We start from the raw sequence: 22,054 nt of genomic DNA, 5'->3' as shown, positions 1-22,054 counted from the left end.
CATCAAGTAAACATTTAACCGGAGTTTTATTTAAATTAGTTGCGGAATAGGACACACCTTGGAGTGACAGTTAAATAGCGTCACAAATATTCACCATTGACCTCTTGAAGATTGCCCACAAGATCACCATCGCGTGGGGCAACGCGGTGCTTGCAGGACCTGTACCGTACCTGCGGGCAAGGCCACACGTCATCAATACTGCAGTTTTGCTGCGCAATCGCTAGAATGGCGGCCTTTGCGAAGTTCTGGAGTTTCCCCCTCATGCGCACTTTTCGGCTGGTGATTGCTTGCCCGGACCGCGTCGGCATCGTTGCTAAAGTCAGTAACTTTCTGGCGTCACATAATGGCTGGATCACTGAAGCGAGCCATCACTCGGATAATCTCAGTGGCTGGTTCTTCATGCGTCACGAAATTCGTGCCGATTCGCTGCCTTTTGGTATCGAAGCCTTTCGCGAGGCGTTTGCACCGATTGCCGAAGAGTTCTCGATGGACTGGCGCATCACCGACACCGAGCAGAAGAAACGCGTGGTGTTGATGGCCAGCCGTGAATCCCACTGCCTGGCCGACTTGCTGCACCGCTGGCACAGCGACGAATTGGACTGCGAAATCGCCTGTGTGATTTCCAATCATGATGATTTGCGCAGTATGGTCGAGTGGCACGGTATTCCTTACTACCATGTCCCGGTCAACCCACAGAACAAGGAGCCGGCCTTCGCCGAAGTCTCGCGCCTGGTTAAACAGCACGAAGCGGAAGTGGTGGTACTTGCCCGTTACATGCAAATTCTGCCGCCCGAGTTGTGCAGCGAATATGCCCATAAAGTCATCAATATTCACCACAGCTTCCTGCCGTCTTTTGTCGGTGCCAAGCCGTATCACCAGGCTTCGATGCGCGGTGTGAAGTTGATCGGCGCCACATGCCACTATGTCACCGAAGAACTGGACGCCGGTCCGATCATCGAGCAAGACGTAGTGCGCGTGAGTCACAGTGACAGTATTGAGGACATGGTGCGCTTCGGCCGTGACGTCGAGAAAATGGTGCTGGCCCGTGGTCTGCGTTATCACCTGGAAGACCGGGTGCTGGTGCATGGCAACAAAACCGTCGTGTTCTGATGATCTGCGGATCGTTCCCACGCTCCACGTGGGAATGATCCAGGTGAAGAGAGACATGACCATGGCCGATCCACTGGACAAAGCCACTTCCAAAGCACCCGCCACATTGGGTGAGGGCTGTTTGAGTCGCTATGACCCGGATGACCTGAGCCCCGAAGACGGCACGGAGTTTCCCGGTGCCGCGGAGTTGTGGGAGCAGTTGCAGGGCGATTCCGACGATGCAGTCGGGGGCGCATGAAAAAGATCGCAGCCTTCGGCAGCTCCTACAAGGGCGCTGTAGGAGCTGCCGAAGGCTGCGATCTTTTAAGGCTGTGATCTTTCAAGCCTGCTTGAACTTCATCAACTTCTTGAGCAATGGCCGCCCAAGCATCAGCAAAAACACCGGCCCACCGACCACCAGGTAGAAGTAATAGGTCACTGTTCGCCAGATCAGAATCGCCGCCGCCGCGGTGGATTTCCCGACCATGGGCGCCAGCAGCGCCGCCGATGTCAATTCCGCCGCCCCGGCACCGCCCGGCAACAGGCTGAACTGCCCCGCACTCAGCGACAGCATCTGGATCAGAAAGCACCAGGCCCACTGCAAATCCACGCCCAGCCCACGTAACGCCAGATACAGCACGCTATAGCGCAAGAGCCAATGCAGGCAGGTCAGTGCAAACACCGTGATCAACGTCTGAAAAGGCAACTTCAATGTGTCAGTGAACGCCGCCAGGAAGTGCAGGAGCTTTCGGGCCCAGCGCATCCGGGTGGTGCCTTTGACATTGAGACGAGCGAGCAACCGACCACTCAGACGAATCAGCGAACGGTGGTAGCGAGCCGCCAATACGCAACTGAACAGCCCGCCGAACATCGAGATGGCGCTGACGGTCAGCAGCCATTCCATGCGCTGACTGAGGTGCTGGAACAGTGCATAAATCAGAATCCCGCTCAGCGCGCAGAGAAAAAACAGCAGATCGCTCAACTGGTCCATGGCGAACACGGCGCTGCCCCTGGCCGGTCGTACGCCGTGGCGTGCCAGCAACGCCATGATGGTCAGCGGTCCGCCACTGCCGCCGGGGGTGGCGCAGTAGGCGAATTCGGCGGACATCACTACCCCGAGACTTTTGAAGCGACTGATCTTGTCGCGTTGATCCCCCAGCAGCAGGCGCAAGCGCTGGGTGTTGAGCATCCAGCACAGCAGGATCATGCCGAACATGATCAGTAACCATTTCAGCGGAAAGCTTTGCAACCGCGACCATGTCTCGCCGCCGCCCAGCAACGACGGGATGAGCACCGCAGCGAGCAGGGCGACGACCAGCAGAATCCCGCGGCTCATGCGGCGCGACCGATAGGGTCGCGTTGCTGTGCCAGCCAGTTGGCCTTGGTCATCGGCACACGGCCCTCGTCGAGCAAGCGCTTGAGGGTTTTCAGCCAGTAGTGACGCGAGAACTCATGGCGCATGTCCACGGGGTGCAGGCCGAGACGGATCACCGGCGCCTGGCGCCAGCGTTGTTCGCGCTGATCGCTGACGATTTTCGACAGGCCTCGACGCCAGGCGCTGCGCGCGCTCCAGACCAGGCACGGGGCATCGATCGCGGTGAAATCCGGCAATCGATACAGATGCTGCGAGTCGCTGGTGTAGCGCAGCGGTAACTGGCGCAAGGCCTGGCGGGTGCCTTCGCTCATCAGCCACGCCGGAGCGACGAAACCTTGCAATGGCCAGTTGTAACGGTGAAACACCTCTATTCCGGCTCGCAGGCGGGTGAGGGCGGCTTCCTGTGACAGGTCGTAGAACTCGCCTTCATGGGTGTAGATTCGGCGCATGAACCAGTCTCGGGGAGTGAGGGGGATGGGGCCTTCATCGCAATGGAAGTAACCGTGTAGTGCCAGTTCGTCGCCGAGAGCGACGCGGCGGGTCAGCAAACGTCGAAACGCCGGATACGCGTCCAGGTCGTTATGCTTGTGGAAGTCGGGCACCACCAGCCAGGTGATCGGCACCTCACCCAGCGCGTCGACGGCTTCGACGAAGGCTTGGTAATCGGGCCAGGTTTGCGGCGCAACGTCGTGCAATACCAGTAACAGGCTGGGCGCGTTCATGGGCTCAACCATTGGCGGTCAGTGGCCATTGAGTGCCGAGTACGGCGTGATAGTGCCCCAACAGGCTGTCGACCACGATATCCCAGGCGTAATGCTGCTCGACATGGCTGCGGGCTTGCTTGCCCAGCGCGGCGCTGCCTTGACTGAACAGTTCACGCACAGCGTTGGCCATCGCTGCTGGATTGTTCGGCGTGCAAAGCAGGCCGCATTGATCAGTGACAATTTCCTGAAAAGCCCCGGCCGCCACGGCCACCACCGGAATGCCGCTGGCCATGGCTTCGAGGATCACCAGGCCAAAGGTTTCCTGATCACCGGCATGCACCAGCGCATCGGCACTGGCCATCAAGCGCGCGACTTGCGCCGCCGGGTAGAACTCGTCGAGGACGGTGACATTGCGCGGTACCAGGGTCGGCATCGAAGAGCCCACCAGTAACAGGTGATAGCGACGACCCAGGCGTTTCATGCATTTGAGCAGCACTGGCAGGTTTTTTTCCTTGGATCCACGGCCGGCGAAGATCAGCAGATGAGTGTTTTCATCGATGCCCAATTCAGCCCGCAAACCTGGATCCCGTTTACTGGGATTGAACGTTTGCAGGTCGACACCCAGCGGTTGTACGAAAACGTTCTTCACGCCCAACCCGATCAGTTTATCGGCCATGATTTGACTCGGCGCCAGAACCCGGTCGAAGTTGCCATAGAGTTTGCTGACATATGCTTCGATATTGGGGGTAACCCAGTTGCCCATGCGATTGCTGACCAACAGCGGCAGGTCCGAATGATAAAAACCGATCACCGGCACATCAAGTTGGCGCTTGGCGTCCAAAGCAGCCCAGGCAGTCAGGTAAGGGTCGCCGACTTCAATCAGATCGGGCTGCAAATCCTGCAGAACATTGCGCCAGGGCGCGAGACGGAGAGGGAAGCGATAACCCTTGCCAAAGGGCAGGGCAGGGGCCGGAACCGTGTAAATGCCATCCTGTTCACTCAAATGAGCCCCAGGGATCAGCAAGCTGTGACGAATGCCTGGCTTGTTGCCCAGGCGGCGGTGCTTGGCATCCAGATAAGTGCGCACGCCACCGCTGGCAGGGGCGTAGAACATGGTTATGTCAGCGATATGCACGATGAACATTCCTCCGGGACCGTTGTTCTCCCTTTGGTTGACCTATATGAAGGATAGATGTTCGGTTGGGGTTTTGCGGAGGGGGTGTCAGCGGGGTTTTGCGGGGCTTTACAGATCGCTATCGCGAGCAGGCTCGCTCCCACACTGGATCTGTTGTGAACACATTATTTGTGAGCAACGAAGATCAAATGTGGGAGCGAGCCTGCTCGCGATTGGGGCCTGTCAAACGTTCTAGATGCGGAAACTGCCCACCAACTGCTTCAATCGCGAAGCCTGCTGCTCAAGGTCCGAGCACGCACGCAATGTCGATTGCAGGTTTTCCACGCCTTCCTGGTTCAACGTGTTGATCTCGGTGATATCCACGTTGATCGACTCAACCACCGCCGTCTGTTCCTCGGTCGCTGTGGCCACGGACTGGTTCATGCCGTCGATTTCGCCGATGCGCAACGTCACGCTGTTCAAGCGTTCACCGGCCAGGTTGGCGATTTCCACGCTGTCCTGGCTGTGACGCTGGCTGTCGCTCATGGTGCTGACGGATTCCCGGGCACCGACTTGCAGCTCCTCGATCATGGTCTGCACCTGTTGCGCCGACTCTTGCGTGCGGTGCGCCAGGTTGCGCACCTCGTCGGCCACCACGGCAAAACCGCGCCCTGCTTCACCGGCCCGCGCCGCTTCAATGGCCGCGTTCAGCGCCAGCAGGTTGGTTTGCTGGGAGATGCTGGTGATCACTTCGAGAATCTGCCCGATGTTCACGGTTTTGCTGTTCAGCGATTCAATATTGGTACTCGAAGCGCTGAGCATGCTCGACAGTTGATTCATCGCGGCAATGCTGCGATCCACCACTTGCTGGCCGTCTTCGGCCAGGCTGCGCGCGTCGCTGGCCTGACTTGACGCTTGCGCGGCGTTGCGGGCGATTTCCTGGGCGGCGGCGCCAAGCTGGTTGATCGCCGCGGCGACACTGCTGGTGCGCGAGGCTTGCTGGTCGGAATTGAACATCGACGAGTTCGAGGCGGCCACCACACGCAGGGCCACTTCGTTGACTTGGCCGGTGGCCGAGGACACTTCGCGGATTGACGTATGAACCCGTTCCACGAAACGGTTGAACGCCGTGCCGAGGATGCCGAATTCGTCCTGATTCTGGATGGTCAGGCGCTTGGTCAGGTCACCTTCACCGTCGGCGATGTCTTCCATGGCGCGGGTCATGACATGCAGCGGCTGGATCAGGATGCGGATCAACATGCCGAGCAGGGCGATGATGATTGCCACAGCAATCACCGTCGCGACGACCGCCGAGGCGCGGAATTCGCTGAGCATCGAGAAGGCTTTGTCTTTATCCACCGACAGGCCGATGTACCAATTGACCGAGGACAAGCCTTTGATTGGGGTGAACGTGACGATGCGGGTCTTGCCGTCGACGTCGATTTCACTGAGTTCGCTGCTGATGCGCGGGGTGTTGTTCGGATACGCCTCGCTCAGGGACTTCATCGCCAGGGTTTTGTCCGGGTGAACCAGGATCTTGCCATCGGCGCTGATCAGAAAGGCATAACCCATGCCGTCGAAGTCCAGCGCGTTGAGGCTGTCGGCGATCACCTGCAAGCTCAGGTCGCCACCGACCACGCCGATGCTTTGACCGTCCTTGAGCACATTGTTGACGATGGAAATGACCAGCTGGCCGGACGCGAGATCGATGTACGGTTCGGTCAGCGCCGAGCCGCCGGTGCTTTGGGCACTCTTGTACCAAGGCCGGACGCGAGGGTCATAGCCGTCGGGCATCTTGCTGTCAGGGCGGATGATGAAGGTGCCATCCTTGTTGCCCAGATAGGCGCCCATGAAGGTCGAGGTCACGGCCTTCTGCTCAAGTAGTTTGGAGACATTGCCGGTGTCAGCGTTCAGGGCGACGTTTTGTGACAGGTTCTCGATCAGCAGGCTACGTCCAGCCAGCCAGGTCTGGATATTGTTGGCCGTCACACTGCCCATTTCTTGCAGATAGTTGTCTAGATCGTTGCGTATCGCATTACGCTGCAAATAGTCGTTGTACAACGTAAACGAGGCGAAGGCAGCAATAACGATGAGGGCGGCGGCAAGCAGTATTTTATGGCTGAAGCGCAGATTTTTATTCATGGCTTGGGGGTCCGCTAAAGTCTTAATGTCCAGGGCGTGCTTTTATAAAGGCGCGCAAAATGGGCAGTGTTGAAAGTAAGCTGATAGTTCCGTCTCTCCTTAGGGAATTACCGACGCTATTTTCAGTCTGGTCTCTGGCTTGTTATCGGCCATGAAGGATCAAAGATTAACCATGGGTGACAAAATGCCTGACTCATCACAACTCGTTATCGGCGCCGATCTCGCGGGCCAGTCCGTCGCCCAGGCCATGCGCCTGGCCAACCGTCACGGCCTGGTAGCGGGCGCTACCGGGACCGGTAAAACCGTCACCTTGCAGCGCCTGGCCGAAGCCTTCAGCGATGCCGGCGTGGCGGTGTTCGCGGCGGACATCAAAGGCGACCTGTGTGGCCTGGGCGCCGCCGGCAACCCTCAAGGCAAAGTCGCGGAGCGGATCGCCGGGATGCCCTGGCTGAACCATAAGCCTCAGGCGTATCCGGTGACCCTGTGGGACATTAACGGTCAGTCCGGCCATCCACTGCGCACAACCTTGAGCGAAATGGGCCCATTGCTGCTCGGCAGCCTGCTGGAACTGACCGACAGTCAGCAGTCGGCACTCTATGCCGCGTTCAAGGTGGCCGACCGCGAAGGGTTGTTGCTGCTCGATTTGAAGGATCTGAAGGCGCTGCTCAATCACCTGCGCGACAACCCCGAATTGCTGGGGGATGACGCCGCGTTGATGACCACCGGTTCCAGCCAGGCCCTGTTGCGCCGTCTGGCGACGCTGGAACAGCAGGGCGCCGAAGCGTTGTTCGGCGAGCCGGCGCTGCAACTGGAAGACATGTTGCAACCGGCCGTGGATGGTCGCGGGCGCATTCACTTGCTCGATGCCAGCCGTCTGGTGCATGAAGCGCCGAAGGTTTATGCAACGTTCCTGCTGTGGTTGTTGGCCGAACTGTTCGAGCAACTGCCGGAGCGTGGCGATGCCGAGAAACCGCTGCTGGCGTTGTTTTTCGACGAAGCCCACTTATTGTTCGCCGGTACGCCCAAGGCGTTGCAGGAGCGTCTGGAACAAGTGGTGCGACTGATCCGCTCGAAAGGCGTGGGGGTGTATTTCGTTACCCAATCGCCCGGCGACTTGCCGGATGATGTGCTGGCCCAACTGGGCCTGCGCATTCAGCATAGTTTGCGTGCATTTACCGCCAAAGAACAGAAATCCCTGCGCGCGGTCGCCGACGGTTTCCGGCCGAACCCGGCATTTGACGCCTTGTCGGTATTGACGGAATTGGGGATCGGCGAGGCGCTGGTCGGTACCCTGCAAGACAAGGGCACGCCGGGAATGGTCCAGCGTGTATTGGTTGCACCGCCACAATCGCGGATCGGGCCGCTGACCGAGACCGAACGCACCGTGCTGATCGCCGGTTCGCCGTTCAAGGGGCGCTACGACAAACCGGTCGATCGCGAATCGGCTTATGAAGTGCTGATGGGGCGTAAAGGGCTGGCGCCGGATCCTGAAGCCGCGCCGGGCAAACCTGCACCTCAAGAGCCGGGTTTCACCGAACAGGCTGGGGAATTCCTCGGCACAGCGGCAGGCCAGGCGTTGAAATCAGCCATGCGGCAGGCGGCGAATCAATTGGGCCGACAATTGGTACGCGGGTTGATGGGGTCATTGCTCGGAGGCAGCAAACGCCGCTGAAAAGCAAAGATCGCAGCCTGCGGCAGCTCCTACATTGAATTGTGAACATCCTGTAGGAGCTGCCGAAGGCTGCGATCTTTTGATCCTGCTTTTAAACCTTGGGTTTGGCGTGCGCCGCCAGGCGTTCGAGGGCTGCCCGCAGGTTCGGGTCGGTAATGCCATCGGCCGTCGCCTGAATGGTCGCCGCCGCATCCGTCGACAAATTTATCGTATGTCCCGCAGCCCCTTGCTGAACGGTAGGCGGCTGGACCTTGAACAGAATGCGCGTCAGGCTGGCGAACTCGTCGAACAGCTGTAACTGTCGTTGCAGACGCTTTTGCTGATAACGCAGGCGGGTGGCCCAGTGGCCGTCGGTGACAATCAGCAATAAACTGCCTTCACGCCACGACGCCACATGGCAATGCTCGCGGGCAGCCGGCTGCAGTTGGCTTTCCACCAAACGTTGTAAATGGCCCAGGCGTTGAGCGTGGCCAAAGATGGCTTTCAGCGGTTTGGCTTCGCGAAGCAGAACGGCGGGTGCTCTGGCCGTGAGAGGGCGAAATGCCATGATCAGACACCTGAAGTAACAGAGCGGCTATGGTAACAGAAAGCCCCCGTTGCTCCCGACCCATTGCTTTGTGAACGTTTTACTCATTAAATCAACGAATAACTTGTGCCCGGAACGGGTTGAAGTTCAGTAAAAAGCCCTTATTTTAGGTGAGCCCCGTCACAGCGCAGTGCATGCATCGTGGAACAACGCCACTTTCCTCACCATCGTTTCCGGGTAGAATGCTCGTTCGCATGCGGCCATGAGGGCTGCACGGGCGACTCACGGGGCCGCCCTCCATCCCTTTAGTGTGGAAGATCCTGCCGATATGTTTGCGCCTTTGTTAAAGAAACTTTTTGGAAGCAAGAATGAGCGTGAAGTCAAACGCATGCTCAAGACGGTGCAGCTCGTCAATGCCTTCGAAGAGCAAATGGTAGCCCTTTCGGACGATCAATTGCGTGCCAAGACCGACGAGTTCAAGGTCCGCCTCGCCAAAGGGGAAACCCTCGACAAACTGCTGCCCGAAGCCTTTGCGGTCGCCCGCGAAGCCGGCAAGCGCGTCATGGGTATGCGCCACTTCGATGTCCAGCTGATCGGCGGCATGACCTTGCATGAAGGCATGATCGCGGAAATGCGTACCGGTGAAGGCAAGACCCTGGTGGCAACACTGGGCGTTTACCTCAACGCGCTGTCCGGCAAGGGCGTGCACGTTGTGACGGTGAACGACTACCTGGCCCGCCGTGACGCCAACTGGATGCGTCCGCTCTACGAATTCCTCGGCATGACGGTCGGCGTGGTCACCCCATTCCAGCCGCCGGAAGAGAAGCGCGCCGCTTACGCCGCCGACATCACCTACGGCACCAACAACGAATTCGGTTTCGATTACCTGCGCGACAACATGGCGTTCAGCATGGAAGAAAAATTCCAGCGCGAACTCAATTTTGCCGTGATCGACGAAGTCGACTCCATCCTCATCGACGAAGCCCGTACCCCGCTGATCATCTCCGGTCAGGCCGAGGACAGCTCCAAGCTGTACATCGAGATCAACAAACTGATCCCGCAGCTGGAATTGCACGTCGAAGAAGTCGAAGGCGAAGTCACCAAGGCTGGCCACTACACCGTGGACGAGAAGACCCGTCAGGTCGAACTCAACGAAGCCGGTCACCAGTTCATCGAAGACATGCTGACCCGCGTCGGCCTGCTGGCTGAAGGCGAGAGCCTGTATTCGGCGCATAACCTCGGTCTGCTGACCCACGTTTATGCCGGCCTGCGTGCGCACAAACTGTTCAATCGCAACGTCGAATACATCGTGCAGGACGGTCAGGTCGTGCTGGTCGACGAACACACCGGCCGTACCATGCCGGGTCGCCGTTTGTCCGAAGGCCTGCACCAGGCCATCGAAGCCAAGGAAAACCTGAACATCCAGGCCGAGAGCCAGACCCTGGCGTCGACCACGTTCCAGAACTACTTCCGTCTGTACAACAAGCTGTCCGGCATGACCGGTACCGCAGACACCGAAGCGTTCGAATTCCACCAGATCTATGGCCTGCAGGTCATGGTGATTCCGCCGAACAAACCGTTGGCGCGTAAAGACTACAACGACCTGGTGTTCCTGACCGCCGAAGAGAAATACGCGGCGATCATCAACGACATCAAGGAGTGCATGACTCAGGGTCGTCCGGTGCTGGTGGGTACCGCCACCATCGAAACGTCCGAGCACATGTCCAGCCTGCTCGTGAAGGAAGGCATCGAACACAAGGTTCTGAACGCCAAGTTCCACGAAAAAGAAGCCGAAATCATCGCTCAGGCTGGTCGCCCGGGCGCATTGACCATCGCCACCAACATGGCCGGTCGTGGTACCGACATCCTGTTGGGCGGTAACTGGGAAGTGGAAGTGGCTTCGCTGGAAGACCCGACCCCTGAGCAGATTGCCCAGATCAAGGCCGACTGGCAGAAACGTCACCAGCAAGTGCTGGAGTCGGGCGGTTTGCAGGTGATCGCTTCCGAGCGTCACGAATCGCGCCGTATCGACAACCAGTTGCGTGGTCGTGCCGGTCGTCAGGGCGACGCCGGTTCCAGCCGTTTCTACCTGTCGCTGGAAGACAGCCTGATGCGCATCTTCGCCTCTGACCGGGTGAAGAACTTCATGAAGGCGCTGGGCATGCAGTCCGGTGAAGCGATCGAGCACCGCATGGTGACCAACGCCATCGAGAAAGCTCAGCGCAAGGTTGAAGGCCGCAACTTCGACATTCGTAAACAACTGCTCGAGTTCGACGACGTCAACAACGAACAACGTAAAGTGATCTATCACATGCGTAACAGTTTGTTGGCCGCTGACAACATTGGCGAAACCATCGCCGATTTTCGTCAGGACGTGCTCAACGCAACCGTCAGCGCGCACATTCCACCGCAATCGCTGCCAGAGCAGTGGGACGTGGCCGGTCTGGAAGCGGCGTTGCAGAGCGACTTCGGTGTGGCGTTGCCGATCCAGCAATGGCTCGACGAAGACGATCACCTGTACGAAGAGACCCTGCGCGAGAAGCTGATGAACGAGCTGATCGCCGCGTACAACGAGAAAGAAGACCAGGCCGGTGCCGAAGCACTGCGCTCCTTCGAGAAGCAAATCGTTCTGCGCGTACTGGACGACCTGTGGAAAGACCACCTGTCGACCATGGATCACCTGCGTCACGGCATTCACTTGCGTGGTTATGCGCAGAAGAACCCGAAGCAGGAATACAAGCGCGAGTCCTTCACCTTGTTCTCCGAGTTGCTGGATTCGATCAAGCGCGACTCGATCCGTGTGTTGTCGCACGTTCAGGTTCGCCGCGAAGACCCGATCGAAGAAGAAGCTCGCCTGCGTCAGGAAGCCGAGGCACTGGCTGCGCGCATGCAGTTCCAGCACGACGAAGCACCTGGCCTGGAGCAACCAGAAGTGTTGGGTGAAGAGGTCGATGTAGCCCTCGCCACCGCACCGGTACGCAACGAGCAGAAGCTGGGCCGTAACGAGCTGTGCTACTGCGGTTCGGGCAAGAAGTACAAGCATTGCCACGGGCAGATCCAGTAAACCCGTTTCATACGCTGAAATACCCGCGCCGCGACCGGCTTATGCCGTCGCGGCGTTTTGCCATTTAAACCACCGCGCCACGTTAAAAGAACGGGGTAATGACGGTGCAGACACTACTTTTTAAGGAGCGCATTCATGGCTGTTGGTCTTGGTCCTTTGCCAACGTTGCACCCGGTTGCCGGTTTTGAACTCGGTATCGCCTCGGCCGGCATCAAGCGCCCGGGGCGCAAGGATGTCGTGGTCATGCGCTGTGCCGAAGGTTCCACAGTGGCGGGTGTGTTCACCCTGAACGCCTTTTGCGCCGCTCCCGTTATCCTGGCCAAACAACGCGTGCAAGGCCCGGTACGTTACCTGCTGACCAACACTGGCAATGCCAATGCCGGAACCGGCGAGCCAGGCCTGGCAGCTGCCGAGCGCACGTGCGCCAAACTGGCTGAGCTGACTGGTGTCGATGCAAGCCTGGTGCTGCCGTACTCCACCGGTGTGATCGGCGAGCCGTTGCCGGTCGAAAAGATCGAAGGCGCGCTGCAAGCTGCCCTCGACGATCTGTCGGTGAATAACTGGGAAGCCGCCGCTACCGGCATCATGACCACTGACACCCTGCCAAAGGGTGCCAGCCGCCAGTTCCAGCATGATGGCGTGACCATCACCGTCACCGGCATCAGCAAAGGCGCGGGCATGATCCGCCCGAACATGGCGACCATGCTCGGCTACATCGCCACCGACGCCAAAGTCTCGCGCGACGTGCTGCAAAACCTGCTGCTGGACGGCGCCAACAAGTCGTTCAACCGCATCACCATCGACGGCGACACCTCGACCAACGACTGCTGCATGCTGATCGCCACCGGTCAGGCAGCACTGCCGGAGATCACCGAAGCGAGCGGTCCGCTGTTTGCTTTGCTGAAACAAGCGGTATTCGAAGTCTGCATGGACGTGGCCCAGGCCATCGTGCGCGACGGCGAAGGCGCGACCAAGTTTGTCACCGTGGAAGTCAACGGTGGCGGCAATCACCAGGAGTGCCTGGACGTCGGTTACACCGTGGCCCACTCGCCGCTGATCAAGACCGCATTGTTCGCCTCCGACCCGAACTGGGGCCGCATTCTGGCCGCCGTGGGCCGTGCCGGCGTACCTGACCTGGACGTGAGCAAGATCGACGTATTCCTCGGCGACGTGTGCATCGCCAGCCGCGGCGCTCGCTCTGCCACCTACACCGAAGCCCAGGGCGCGGCGGTGATGCAGCAGGAAGAAATCACCATCCGCATCGAACTGGGTCGCGGTGATTGCAGCGAAACCATCTGGACCACTGACCTGTCCCACGAATACGTGAAGATCAACGCTGAGTACCGTACTTAAGACCGAGTCGACCCTATCGCGAGCAGGCTCGCTCCCACAGTAGATCTCCAGTAAACACAGATTTTGTGTACGGCAGAAAAACATGTGGGAGCGAGCCTGCTCGCGATGGCGGTCTGTCAGTCGCTAGCTAGACTGGCCTGTTTCCTCATCAAAAGGTCCCGAACATGAGCCTCCACCTGATCATCGGCGACAAACTGCATTCCTCCTGGTCCCTGCGCGCCGCACTGGCCCTTGACCTGACCGGCGCGTCCTACACCGAAGAACTGATCAAGCTGAACCAGCCGGACACTCGCGAGCGCCTGCTCAAGCATTCGCCGACCGGGAAAGTCCCGCTGCTGAAAACCGAACACGGCACCATCGCCGATTCGCTGGCGATTGCCGAATATCTGGCCGAGCAATTTCCCGATGCCAACCTTTGGCCTAAAGACACTGCCGCCCGTGCCCAGGCGCGTTCGGCATGCGCGCAGATGCACAGCGGTTTCTTCGCCATGCGCGGCAACATGCCGTTCGACCTGAGCCACGATGCGCCACTGTCGCCGACCCCACCTGAGGTTCAGGCTGAAATCGAGCGCATGCTGGCGTTGTGGGCTGAATGTCGCGCCACCGCGACTGAAACCGGCCCGTTCCTGTTTGGGGGCGCGACCCTGGCCGATGCGTTTTTTGCACCGATCGCCGTACGCCTGCGCACCTATCAGGTAAAACTGCCCGAGGCCGACGCGGCCTATGTCGAAACCATCTACCAATGGCCAGCCTTCAAGGCTTGGCGGAAGGCGGGTCTGGAGGAAATAGAGCGGTGAAACGAGTCCATGTAGCAGCCGCGGTTATCCGCGATAGCAGCGGCAAGATCCTCATTGCCCGCCGTGCCGACACCCAGCATCAGGGCGGTTTGTGGGAGTTCCCCGGTGGCAAGGTCGAGGATGACGAATCCGTCGAGACGGCCCTGGCTCGCGAGCTTCACGAAGAGCTGGGTATCGTGGTCAATACTGCACGACCGATGATCAAAGTCCGCCACGACTACCCGGACAAGCAGGTGTTGCTGGATGTCTGGGAAGTCTCGGCGTTTACCGGCGAACCCCATGGCGCCGAAGGTCAGCCTTTGGCCTGGGTGACTGCGCGGGAACTGGTGGACTACGAATTTCCGGCCGCCAACCAGCCGATCGTCGCCGCTGCCCGTTTGCCCGGTGAATACCTGATCACCCCGGAGGGCCTGGAAACCCCGGCCTTGCTGCGCGGTATCCAGAAAGCCATCGCTGGCGGAATCAAGCTGATTCAATTGCGCGCGCCCAACGGCTACGACCCGCAATACCGCGATCTGGCGGTGGATGCGACGGGGCTGTGTGCCGGCAAGGCGCAGTTGATGATCAAGGGGCCGTTTGAATGGCTGGGGGACTTCCCGTCCGCCGGTTGGCACATCACATCGGCACAGTTGCGCAAGTACGCGGCGGCCGGGCGTCCACTACCGGCGTCGCGCTGGTTGGCAGCGTCTTGCCACAATGCTGAAGAGCTGGCACTGGCCGAGCAGATGGGCGTGGACTTTGTGACGCTGTCGCCGGTGCAACCGACGCAGACTCATCCGGATGCGTTGCCATTGGGTTGGGAGCAGGCTTCAACTTTGATCGAGGGCTTCAGCAAGCCGGTGTTTTTGCTCGGCGGCGTTGGTCCTGCCGAGCGGCAGAAAGCCTGGGAAGCGGGGGCGCAGGGCGTGGCGGGGATTCGGGCGTTTTGGCCTGAGGTCTGATTCTGCGGTGTAGCCACTGACCTCATCGCGAGCAGGCTCGCTCCCACAGTGGATCGAGGTGTACACAAATCCAATGTGGGAGCGAGCCTGCTCGCGATGGCGTCTTCGGACGCGCCGACTAAACTTGGGGTTTCGCAGCCGCTTGCCACAAAATCTCGGCAATCCCCTGACGCTTGGCAATCAACCTCGCCGCCACAAACAACAAATCCGATAACCGATTGATATACGCCAGGCCCACCCCGGCCAACGGCTCGATCGCATTCAACTGCTGACAGCGCCGTTCGGCACTGCGCGCCAGGCAGCGGCATACGTGGGCCTGGGCAATGAGCGCGGAACCGCCGGGCAGAATGAAATTCTCCAGCGGTCCCAACTCTTCATTCCATACATCGATCGCCGCTTCCAGTCGCTCGATTTCTGCCGTGTTCAGTGCCTGATAAACCGGCATCGCCAGTTCACCGCCCAGGTCGAACAACCGATGTTGGCAGGGCGCCAACACCTCGATCACTTCGTTCAATCCCGGATACGTATCACTTTGCGCCGCCAACCCGGCCAACAACACACCCACCTGACTGTTCAGCGTATCGACTTCGCCAATGGCCTCGATGCGCGGATGGTCCTTGGGCACCCGGCGGCCATCGCCGAGCCCGGTTTCGCCTTTGTCGCCAGTGCGGGTGTAAATCTTCGACAAGCGAAAGCCCATGGTTACCTCGACAGCTGATTGAGTTCTTGAGAAACCACCGGAGTGCCCGACAACGGCAGGCGCAAGGTGAAACAGGTACCTTGGCCCGGTGTCGATTGCACTTCCATCTGGCCTTTGTGGTTGTTGGTGATGATGAAGTACGAGACCGAGAGCCCAAGGCCGGTGCCCTGACCGATTTCCTTGGTGGTGAAGAACGGCTCGAACGTGCGTTTGCGCACGTTCTCGCTCATGCCGATGCCGTTGTCCTCGACCTGAATTTCCGCCCATGGCGGGTTCAGTTTTGTACGCAGAATAATCCGCCCCGGTTCGCGGTCGTCGGTGCGCTGGTGAATGGCTTGCGCGGCGTTTTTCAGCAGGTTGAGCAGCACCTGTTCCAGTTCGTTGGCGGTACCGGGCACCGGGCCCAGTGCCGGATCGAACTGCCGAATGATCGCCTGACCCTTGAAGTCGAAACCGATGGCCAGGTCGAAGTCGTTGCCGGCGATTTCCACCGCTTGATCGATCAACGCCGGCAAATCGCAGGGAGCCATTTGCCGGGTACTGCGGCGGCTGAAGCTGAGCATGTGCGTCACGATTTTCGCCGCCCTGGCGCCGGCTTGTTGAATGCCATCGAGCAGCTTCGGGACTTCACGAGCTTGAAGGTACTGGTTGACCGTTTCCAGCTCGATGCCGAGTTGTTCGGCCTGTTCGAGGTTTTTCGGCAAGTCGGGTGACAGGCGTCGACGAATGTTCTGCACGTTGTGCAGGATCGCACCCAGCGGATTATTGATTTCGTGAGCCATACCGGCAGCGAGTCCGCCGACCGAGAGCATTTTTTCCGACTGCACCATCATTTCCTCCAGGGACAGACGCTGGGTAATGTCGTCGATCCGGATCACCACGCCGCGCCCGGCACCGCCCATCAACGGGTAGAACGTCAGGGCGTAATGCTTGGGTTCATCGTCCTTGAGCCAGGTAACGCGTTCGATCTTCGCCACCGTGTGTTGCTCGACGGTTTGCCTGAGCTGCGGCAGAAACGGCTTGAGCGGTTCGAAGGCGAGGAAGATCGGCTGGTTCAGGGCTTCGTCGAGACGTGTGCCGGAGAGGGCGCTGGCCTCCTGATTCCACTGGGTTACGTAGAGCTGTTCATCGAGGGCGATCAGTGCCGAGGGCATGGAGTCGATGATGCTGTTGAGGTAGTTCTGGAAGCCGGTGAGTTTTTTCTCGATCTTGCTGCGCACCTGAACTTCTAGCTCCAGCTTGCGGTTGGTGTGACGGGTTTCTTCGGCCAGCCCCTGGGCCTGGTCGTAAGCAGCCTGGGAATCGTCGCGGGCGCGCTTGAGCTGCTGCTCCCTGGCCTCGATGCGCGAGAGCATGGTGTTGAACGCTTCGGCGAGGCTGCCGATTTCGTCGTGGTTGCCGCGAGAGGCGCGCAGGGCGTAGTTCTCTTCCCGGGTGACTTGCCGGGACAATTCTTCGAGCTGATGGATCGGCCGGGTAATCAGCCGTTTGATCTGCCGGGCGATCACCAGCCATAACAGCACGCTGAAAATCAGAATCCCCAGGCTGGCGGTCAGAGTCCCGGTGTAGAACGCCATCGGCAATTCGCTGCTGGCCACCAGCAGCAGGTGCCCCGGCGCGGTGCCGGGGCGGGGCAGGGTGATCACTTGATTGCTGCGAAACTCCGTGGCTTGCCAGGCGTCGAGGTGCCGGAAGTGCTCCGGCAGCTTCAGCTTGTCTCCCTGCTGCAACTGCGCCAGACGCACACCTTTGCCGTCATAGAGGGCTGCCGCGCGTAGCGGTGTATAGCTGTTGAGTTCGTTGAGCAGGCGCTCGGCGGTTTGCGGCGACTTCAAGGCGTCGGAGACCAGGCTCGGGTTGGACACCAGTCGGCCGATGGTCTGCAGGGCCTGGGGGGCCATGCTTTCCTGGGAAATGTAATAGGCGGCGCTGATAAAGGTCAGGTTGGCGACCAGCAAGACAGTGGTCAACAGCACCAGCAGGGCGGCCAGCAATTTCTGGCCGACTGGAAGGTTTTCAAGGCGCTGGCGCAATGGCATCAGGTTCATCGCTGAAAAGGAACAAGTGGCCAGCGTAGCCGCTGCTCAGTCGCTGGGCAATCCAAGGCTGTGCAGATGGGCGATCAAGCGCTGCTGCAATTGATTGAGGTGGGGCAGGTTCAACTGATGCCGCGACGCGACTTTGCAGGCATGACCCAACAGGTAGCTGATTTCAGTGCGGCGCCGATTCGCGACGTCCTGGTACATCGAGGAGAAATTGGCGGCAGTGGCCTGGATCACCCGTTCGACTTCATCCTGGAGGTTTTGCGCCGCTGCCGGCTGGCCGCAGCGCTCCAGCAGTTCGGTGAGCTCGGCGCACAGGGTGGCGACTTCGCAATGATGTTGCTGCAAACCGCCGTTGCGGCATTCGTGCAGCACGGTCAGCGGGTTGATCGCACAATTGAGCGCCAGTTTTCGCCACAGCCTTGTGAGGATGTCCGTGCTCCACTCGTGGGGAATACCGGCGGCACTCAAGTCCTCCAACCAGATTGGCGCCACCGGGTGGCCGGCATCTCCCAGCCAGGTGTAACCGTGGCCGGCGAACACCACACGCCAGTCGCCGTCACGAAATGCGCCTTCGGTGCTGGAGGCGAAGATGCAGCGCGCCTGAGGCACCAGCGCGGCAACCGCGTCCTGGCTGCCGAGGCCGTTCTGCAACAGGATCAGTTCGGCATTCGGTGTCAGGCGGTGGGCGAGCCGGGCGACGGCTTTCTCGGCGTCGTAGGCTTTGCAGGCCACTAGCAGACGGCTGATAGGCTCGTCGCTGTCGGCTGTTTCGCCGGGCACCGGATACAGTTGCGCTTCGCCGTGTTCGACCAGCGTCAAACCGCCCGCCGCCTGATAGGCCTGTAAGCGTGTCGCGTCCCGCACGATCAGCCTGACCGGCACGTCAGTCCGTGCCAGACGCGTGGCCCAAAGGGTGCCGAGACTGCCGGCGCCGAGGATATGCCAAGGGGTAGACATCAGCTTTTTGCTCGGTTTGACGCTGGCATGTAAGGCTCGCAGTATCGGTTGGAAAAGACCCGTTATAATGAGCCCGATTTTAACCGCAAGCCAAGCGCGCTCCATCGTTATCGAGCGTGCCTTTTTATTGGAGAGATTACATGCCGTCGTTCGACGTGGTATCCGAACTGGACAAACACGAAGTCACCAACGCGGTCGAGAACGCCGTCAAGGAACTCGATCGTCGTTATGACCTGAAAGGCAAAGGCACCTTCGAGTTCAAGGAAAAGGACCTGACCGTCAACCTGACTGCGGAAGCCGATTTCCAGCTCGAAGCGATGATCGAGATCCTCAAGCTGGCCTTGGTCAAGCGCAAGATCGACGTGCAGTGCCTTGAAGTCAAGGATGCCTACGCATCGGGCAAGTTGATGAAACAGGAAGCGGTCCTCAAGGAAGGCATCGACAAAGAGCTGGCGAAGAAAATCGTCGCTCACGTCAAAGACGCCAAGCTCAAGGTCCAGGCCGCCATTCAGGGCGAGCAGGTGCGCATCACCGGCAAGAAACGTGACGATTTGCAGGAAGCGATTGCCGCCCTGCGCGCCAAGACGTTCGACATGCCGCTGCAGTTCAACAACTTCCGCGACTGACTTTTCAAGCGGGAACCTCTTGGCGTTTTCGACGTCCGAGGCCCAAGCAACGGCAGAAACGATTGGGCCCTCACGGGTTTGGTCTTTCTGCCGCTCATTTTTTGCGTGCCGGGTAGCCGGAAATCAGGAGAAAAAAGATGGATTTGAATGCTGAAGTGGACAACCTGGTCAAGGCATCCCAAGCCTGGATTCCGATGATCATGGAATACGGCAGCCGCGTGCTGCTGGCAGTGATCACCCTGGCCGTCGGTTGGTGGCTGATCAACAAAGTCACGCAAAAGCTTGGCGGCCTGCTGGCGTTGCGTAATGCCGATCTGGCGCTGCAAGGTTTCATCAGCAGCCTGGCGAACATCATCCTCAAGGTTCTGTTGATTGTCAGCGTGGCGTCGATGATCGGTGTGGAAACCACCTCGTTCGTCGCGGCCATCGGTGCTGCCGGCCTGGCAATCGGCCTGGCCTTGCAAGGCAGTCTGGCGAACTTCGCCGGCGGTGTGCTGATTCTGTTGTTCCGCCCGTTCCGCATCGGTGACTGGATCGAAGCCCAAGGTGTTGCCGGCACTGTCGACAGCATCCAGATCTTCCACACCGTACTGCGCACCGGCGATAACAAAACCATCATCGTGCCTAACGGCAATCTGTCGAACGGCATCATCACCAACACCAACCGTCAGCCAACCCGCAAAGTGGTATTTGATGTGGGTGTGGATTATGAGGCGGACTTGCAGAAGGCCCGCGAAGTGTTGCTGAACCTGGCCAAAGATCCGCGTGTATTGGCTGAGCCGGCACCGGAAGCGGTGATTTCCACGCTGGGCGACAGTTCGATTACTGTTTCCCTGCGAGTGTGGGTGAAGACCGCGGATTATTGGAATGTGATGTTCATGTTTAATGAGCAGTCGCGCGATCGTTTGAAGACTGCCGGCATCGATATTCCGTTTCCGCAGCGGGTTATTCGAGTGGTTCAGGAATCGGCAACGGTGTAATGACTGGCCTTTCAGTTCATGTTTGACCTCTCGGTCAGACTTATTCTGCAAGAGCCCGATCCGTTAAACACAATGCTGTAGCCAATAAAAAAGGCCCATCCGAAGATGGGCCTTTTTTTGATTACCGCGAACTAGCTTTCGGTAATTACAGCACCGAAATCGGGTAGTCGACGATCAGGCGGAACTCTTTGATATCGCCTTCACCTTCGTCGGCGTTAGCGAAGTGCCATGCTTGACGAATGCGGAAGGAAAGATCTTTTGCCGGGCCAGACTGAACAACGTACTTGGCTTCGAGGTTGGTTTCGTTGTGCTTGCCATCTTCACCGTACAGACCAGCGTAAGGGCTGCCTGCCGGAGTGTTGGTACCGTCGATGTCCCAGCCTTTAACGTAGCGGGTCATGAAGCTCAGACCTGGAACGCCGTACTCAGCCATTTTCAGGTCGTAACGGACCTGGGCAGACTTCTCGCCAGGGGCGTTGAAGTCAGAGTACTGGATGGAGTTGGCGAGGAAGATCGAGTCGCCGCCGCGGTTGTTCTTGCCCACACCGATGTAATCGAACGGAGTGTCACCGTTGACCTTCTGGAAGGCGACGGTAATGGTGTGTGCTTTCAGGAACGAGAAAGCGGCTGCCAGGGAGAACGCGGTGTTGCTGATTTCGCCCGCTTTGGCGTCGCCGGTATCGGTAGTGCGGTAGATGTTACCGTCCAGGTTGAGCGACTCGCTGCCACCCATTGGAATGGTGTAGTTCAGGTTGGCGTAGTACTGGTTCCAGATATCTTCCAGCTTGGCGCCATACAGCGATGCGCTCAGGTTGTCGGTGATGCCGTACTTGCCACCGAAATAATCGATGGAGTTGGCTTCTACACCGGCGTAGGTTGCCCACAGGCCGCCGTCACGGGCGTTTCTGTCCTGGCTGGTCGACGAGTAGAAGTGACCGGCTTCGAGGTCAAGGTCTTTGACTTCGCTGCTCTGCAGTTGGAAACCGCTGGCAGTTTGAGGAAGCACACGGGAACCGCCAACAGCGAACACTGGAGCAGTGCTTGGCTGCATGTCACCAACTTTCAGCTCGGTTTTGGAGATGCGGAACTTAGCGGCCGCACCGGCTTTGCCCTGGCTGTCGTTGACGTGGCCATCGGAGTCGCGGCTCATGTTGCCCGTGCCGCCTGTGCCGTCACCACCGTCCAGTTTGATTGCCAGGTAACCGAACGCATCAACGCCGAAGCCTACGGTACCTTGGGTGTAACCGGAGCTGAGATTGCCCCAGATGCCCTGTGTCCAGTCTTTCTGATCGGTTGCGCCATCTTTCCGATCACGGTTGAAGTAATAGTTGCGAAGCAGCAAGTCGAACTTGGCGTCTTCAACAAAACCTTTGGCTTCAGCCTGGTCACTTACGAAAGGTGCGGCCGTAGCCATTTGAGTACTGGCTGCTGCTGCAACTGCCAGTGCGATCATGCTCCACTTCATCACGCGCATCGTGATTTGCTCCTTTGGTTTTTAGAAGAGTACTGCCGTCCCGCCTGTTTTATTATCCGGGCGGCTCTTTCTTTTTGTGTCGGCGCAAACTTATATCACGCCGACCATGTTGGCGATACTTGCGCATCTAACCTTTCAGCTTCTTTACGACCCTGTCGCAAATGGCTGGGTAGATGTCGCAAATTCACAATCCCGACGCAATCGGACTGACAACTTCAGCGTTGTTTTCCATCGCTTGAGCATCGGTAAAAAAGAGTCCCTGGTCCTGCACTTGAATCTCCATCGGGCAATCCTGCCACTGTTTTTATTGGCCTTAAGGCTTCCACTTCCAGCGGACGCCTTATAGACGATATAGGTGTGAATGCAACAAGCGTGCACAAATCGGAATTCTGTTGCTGTTTTTTTCCAAAGGCCTGCCTGCTGCTGTAAAAACCCCATAAAACCGGGGGGTTCAAGCTCGTTTTACTTGGGCTTGACGCCATGCTTCGCATCGTG

The 22,054-nt window shown here is 58.9% G+C and carries 18 protein-coding genes and 1 pseudogene; 9 read left to right on the top strand and 10 right to left on the bottom strand.

Annotated elements, in window-relative coordinates; translation table 11 throughout:
• Positions 1-261: 261 nt before the first annotated feature.
• Both purU and BK662_RS34750 read left to right on the top strand, forming a co-directional pair.
• Positions 262-1,110 (top strand): formyltetrahydrofolate deformylase, encoded by an 849-nt coding sequence (gene purU / locus BK662_RS10245; RefSeq protein WP_007903852.1) that lies wholly within the window; start codon positions 262-264, stop codon positions 1,108-1,110.
• A 61-nt stretch (positions 1,111-1,171) separates the two neighbouring features.
• Positions 1,172-1,348 carry a hypothetical protein gene (locus BK662_RS34750; protein WP_185047100.1) on the top strand — a complete coding sequence of 59 codons (177 nt, stop codon included), beginning with the start codon at positions 1,172-1,174 and terminating at the stop codon, positions 1,346-1,348.
• 81 nt (positions 1,349-1,429) lie between these two features.
• Here the strand turns inward: BK662_RS34750 and gpgF are convergent, their stop codons facing one another.
• From gpgF to BK662_RS35995, 5 genes and pseudogenes are all read right to left on the bottom strand, one after another.
• Positions 1,430-2,425, bottom strand: a complete 996-nt coding sequence (gene gpgF, locus BK662_RS10235; RefSeq protein WP_123357947.1) for a glucosaminyl phosphatidylglycerol flippase — start codon at positions 2,423-2,425, stop codon at positions 1,430-1,432.
• Entirely contained in the window at positions 2,422-3,198 is a 777-nt protein-coding gene (gpgD, locus tag BK662_RS10230) for an N-acetylglucosaminyl phosphatidylglycerol deacetylase (RefSeq protein WP_123357946.1), read from the bottom strand. Before gpgD ends, gpgF begins: the two co-directional genes overlap by 4 nt.
• On the bottom strand, positions 3,191-4,312 hold the full coding sequence (gpgS, locus tag BK662_RS10225; protein WP_123357945.1) for an N-acetylglucosaminyl phosphatidylglycerol synthase: 1,122 nt from the start codon (positions 4,310-4,312) through the stop codon (positions 3,191-3,193). Before gpgS ends, gpgD begins: the two co-directional genes overlap by 8 nt.
• A 222-nt stretch (positions 4,313-4,534) precedes the next feature.
• Complete coding sequence (locus BK662_RS36000; RefSeq protein WP_411736823.1) at positions 4,535-5,299, bottom strand: methyl-accepting chemotaxis protein; 765 nt, start codon at positions 5,297-5,299, stop codon at positions 4,535-4,537.
• A 93-nt stretch (positions 5,300-5,392) separates the two neighbouring features.
• Positions 5,393-6,424, bottom strand: a pseudogene (locus BK662_RS35995) (HAMP domain-containing protein); the annotation flags it as partial.
• A gap of 184 nt (positions 6,425-6,608) precedes the next feature.
• Between BK662_RS35995 and BK662_RS10210 the strand changes: the two are divergent.
• A complete protein-coding gene (locus BK662_RS10210) occupies positions 6,609-8,096 on the top strand; it encodes a helicase HerA-like domain-containing protein (RefSeq protein ID WP_123358132.1) in 1,488 nt (495 codons plus the stop codon).
• A gap of 91 nt (positions 8,097-8,187) precedes the next feature.
• On the opposite strand, the gene BK662_RS10205 is transcribed toward BK662_RS10210, so the two are convergent.
• On the bottom strand, positions 8,188-8,643 hold the full coding sequence (locus BK662_RS10205; RefSeq protein WP_123357942.1) for a DUF721 domain-containing protein: 456 nt from the start codon (positions 8,641-8,643) through the stop codon (positions 8,188-8,190).
• A gap of 307 nt (positions 8,644-8,950) precedes the next feature.
• On the opposite strand from BK662_RS10205, the gene secA reads away from it, so the two are divergent.
• The 4 genes from secA to BK662_RS10185 all read left to right on the top strand — a co-directional run bounded on the left by secA (position 8,951) and on the right by BK662_RS10185 (position 14,777).
• Complete coding sequence (gene secA / locus BK662_RS10200; RefSeq protein ID WP_123357941.1) at positions 8,951-11,686, top strand: preprotein translocase subunit SecA; 2,736 nt, start codon at positions 8,951-8,953, stop codon at positions 11,684-11,686.
• Between the two features lie 135 nt (positions 11,687-11,821).
• Positions 11,822-13,039, top strand: coding sequence for a bifunctional glutamate N-acetyltransferase/amino-acid acetyltransferase ArgJ (gene argJ, locus BK662_RS10195; protein ID WP_123357940.1), 1,218 nt, complete (start codon positions 11,822-11,824; stop codon positions 13,037-13,039).
• Positions 13,040-13,203: 164 nt separating this feature from the next.
• Entirely contained in the window at positions 13,204-13,836 is a 633-nt protein-coding gene (locus BK662_RS10190) for a glutathione S-transferase family protein (RefSeq protein ID WP_123357939.1), read from the top strand.
• Entirely contained in the window at positions 13,833-14,777 is a 945-nt protein-coding gene (locus BK662_RS10185) for a Nudix family hydrolase (RefSeq protein ID WP_123357938.1), read from the top strand. The genes BK662_RS10190 and BK662_RS10185 overlap by 4 nt, the downstream gene beginning before the upstream one ends.
• Before the next feature lie 118 nt (positions 14,778-14,895).
• Here the strand turns inward: BK662_RS10185 and BK662_RS10180 are convergent, their stop codons facing one another.
• Genes BK662_RS10180 through BK662_RS10170 form a run of 3 tightly spaced genes read right to left on the bottom strand, consistent with a single transcriptional unit; the run spans position 14,896 to position 18,479 of the window.
• Positions 14,896-15,477, bottom strand: coding sequence for a cob(I)yrinic acid a,c-diamide adenosyltransferase (locus tag BK662_RS10180; protein WP_007906604.1), 582 nt, complete (start codon positions 15,475-15,477; stop codon positions 14,896-14,898).
• Between the two features lie 2 nt (positions 15,478-15,479).
• Positions 15,480-17,516 carry a sensor histidine kinase gene (locus BK662_RS10175; RefSeq protein ID WP_123358131.1) on the bottom strand — a complete coding sequence of 679 codons (2,037 nt, stop codon included), beginning with the start codon at positions 17,514-17,516 and terminating at the stop codon, positions 15,480-15,482.
• A gap of 45 nt (positions 17,517-17,561) precedes the next feature.
• Positions 17,562-18,479, bottom strand: coding sequence for a putative 2-dehydropantoate 2-reductase (locus BK662_RS10170; protein WP_123358130.1), 918 nt, complete (start codon positions 18,477-18,479; stop codon positions 17,562-17,564).
• Between the two features lie 140 nt (positions 18,480-18,619).
• Between BK662_RS10170 and BK662_RS10165 the strand changes: the two genes are divergently transcribed.
• Positions 18,620-19,105, top strand: coding sequence for a YajQ family cyclic di-GMP-binding protein (locus BK662_RS10165; protein WP_007906601.1), 486 nt, complete (start codon positions 18,620-18,622; stop codon positions 19,103-19,105).
• 137 nt (positions 19,106-19,242) lie between these two features.
• Positions 19,243-20,085 (top strand): mechanosensitive ion channel family protein, encoded by an 843-nt coding sequence (locus tag BK662_RS10160; RefSeq protein ID WP_123357937.1) that lies wholly within the window; start codon positions 19,243-19,245, stop codon positions 20,083-20,085.
• Positions 20,086-20,230: 145 nt separating this feature from the next.
• On the opposite strand, the gene BK662_RS10155 is transcribed toward BK662_RS10160, so the two are convergent.
• Complete coding sequence (locus BK662_RS10155; protein ID WP_123357936.1) at positions 20,231-21,559, bottom strand: OprD family porin; 1,329 nt, start codon at positions 21,557-21,559, stop codon at positions 20,231-20,233.
• Positions 21,560-22,054: the final 495 nt, after the last annotated feature.

Origin of the sequence: Pseudomonas frederiksbergensis (assembly GCF_003732275.1) — a bacterium.
Taxonomy (GTDB): Bacteria; Pseudomonadota; Gammaproteobacteria; order Pseudomonadales; family Pseudomonadaceae; genus Aquipseudomonas; species Aquipseudomonas frederiksbergensis_H.
This window is presented reverse-complemented; position numbering and strand designations above follow the sequence as displayed.

What these genes read in the sequence shown, in the direction of transcription:
- BK662_RS10165 (WP_007906601.1), top strand. Translation starts at nt 18,620, where the DNA reads ATGCCGTCGTTCGACGTGGTATCCGAACTGGACAAACACGAAGTCACC.
- gpgS (WP_123357945.1), bottom strand. Translation starts at nt 4,312, where the DNA reads ATGTTCATCGTGCATATCGCTGACATAACCATGTTCTACGCCCCTGCC.
- BK662_RS10155 (WP_123357936.1), bottom strand. Translation starts at nt 21,559, where the DNA reads ATGCGCGTGATGAAGTGGAGCATGATCGCACTGGCAGTTGCAGCAGCA.
- gpgD (WP_123357946.1), bottom strand. Translation starts at nt 3,198, where the DNA reads ATGGTTGAGCCCATGAACGCGCCCAGCCTGTTACTGGTATTGCACGAC.
- BK662_RS10180 (WP_007906604.1), bottom strand. Translation starts at nt 15,477, where the DNA reads ATGGGCTTTCGCTTGTCGAAGATTTACACCCGCACTGGCGACAAAGGC.
- purU (WP_007903852.1), top strand. Translation starts at nt 262, where the DNA reads ATGCGCACTTTTCGGCTGGTGATTGCTTGCCCGGACCGCGTCGGCATC.
- BK662_RS10190 (WP_123357939.1), top strand. Translation starts at nt 13,204, where the DNA reads ATGAGCCTCCACCTGATCATCGGCGACAAACTGCATTCCTCCTGGTCC.
- BK662_RS34750 (WP_185047100.1), top strand. Translation starts at nt 1,172, where the DNA reads ATGGCCGATCCACTGGACAAAGCCACTTCCAAAGCACCCGCCACATTG.
- BK662_RS10210 (WP_123358132.1), top strand. Translation starts at nt 6,609, where the DNA reads ATGCCTGACTCATCACAACTCGTTATCGGCGCCGATCTCGCGGGCCAG.
- BK662_RS10205 (WP_123357942.1), bottom strand. Translation starts at nt 8,643, where the DNA reads ATGGCATTTCGCCCTCTCACGGCCAGAGCACCCGCCGTTCTGCTTCGC.
- BK662_RS10175 (WP_123358131.1), bottom strand. Translation starts at nt 17,516, where the DNA reads ATGCCATTGCGCCAGCGCCTTGAAAACCTTCCAGTCGGCCAGAAATTG.
- secA (WP_123357941.1), top strand. Translation starts at nt 8,951, where the DNA reads ATGTTTGCGCCTTTGTTAAAGAAACTTTTTGGAAGCAAGAATGAGCGT.
- BK662_RS36000 (WP_411736823.1), bottom strand. Translation starts at nt 5,299, where the DNA reads ATGTTCAATTCCGACCAGCAAGCCTCGCGCACCAGCAGTGTCGCCGCG.
- argJ (WP_123357940.1), top strand. Translation starts at nt 11,822, where the DNA reads ATGGCTGTTGGTCTTGGTCCTTTGCCAACGTTGCACCCGGTTGCCGGT.
- gpgF (WP_123357947.1), bottom strand. Translation starts at nt 2,425, where the DNA reads ATGAGCCGCGGGATTCTGCTGGTCGTCGCCCTGCTCGCTGCGGTGCTC.
- BK662_RS10170 (WP_123358130.1), bottom strand. Translation starts at nt 18,479, where the DNA reads ATGTCTACCCCTTGGCATATCCTCGGCGCCGGCAGTCTCGGCACCCTT.
- BK662_RS10160 (WP_123357937.1), top strand. Translation starts at nt 19,243, where the DNA reads ATGGATTTGAATGCTGAAGTGGACAACCTGGTCAAGGCATCCCAAGCC.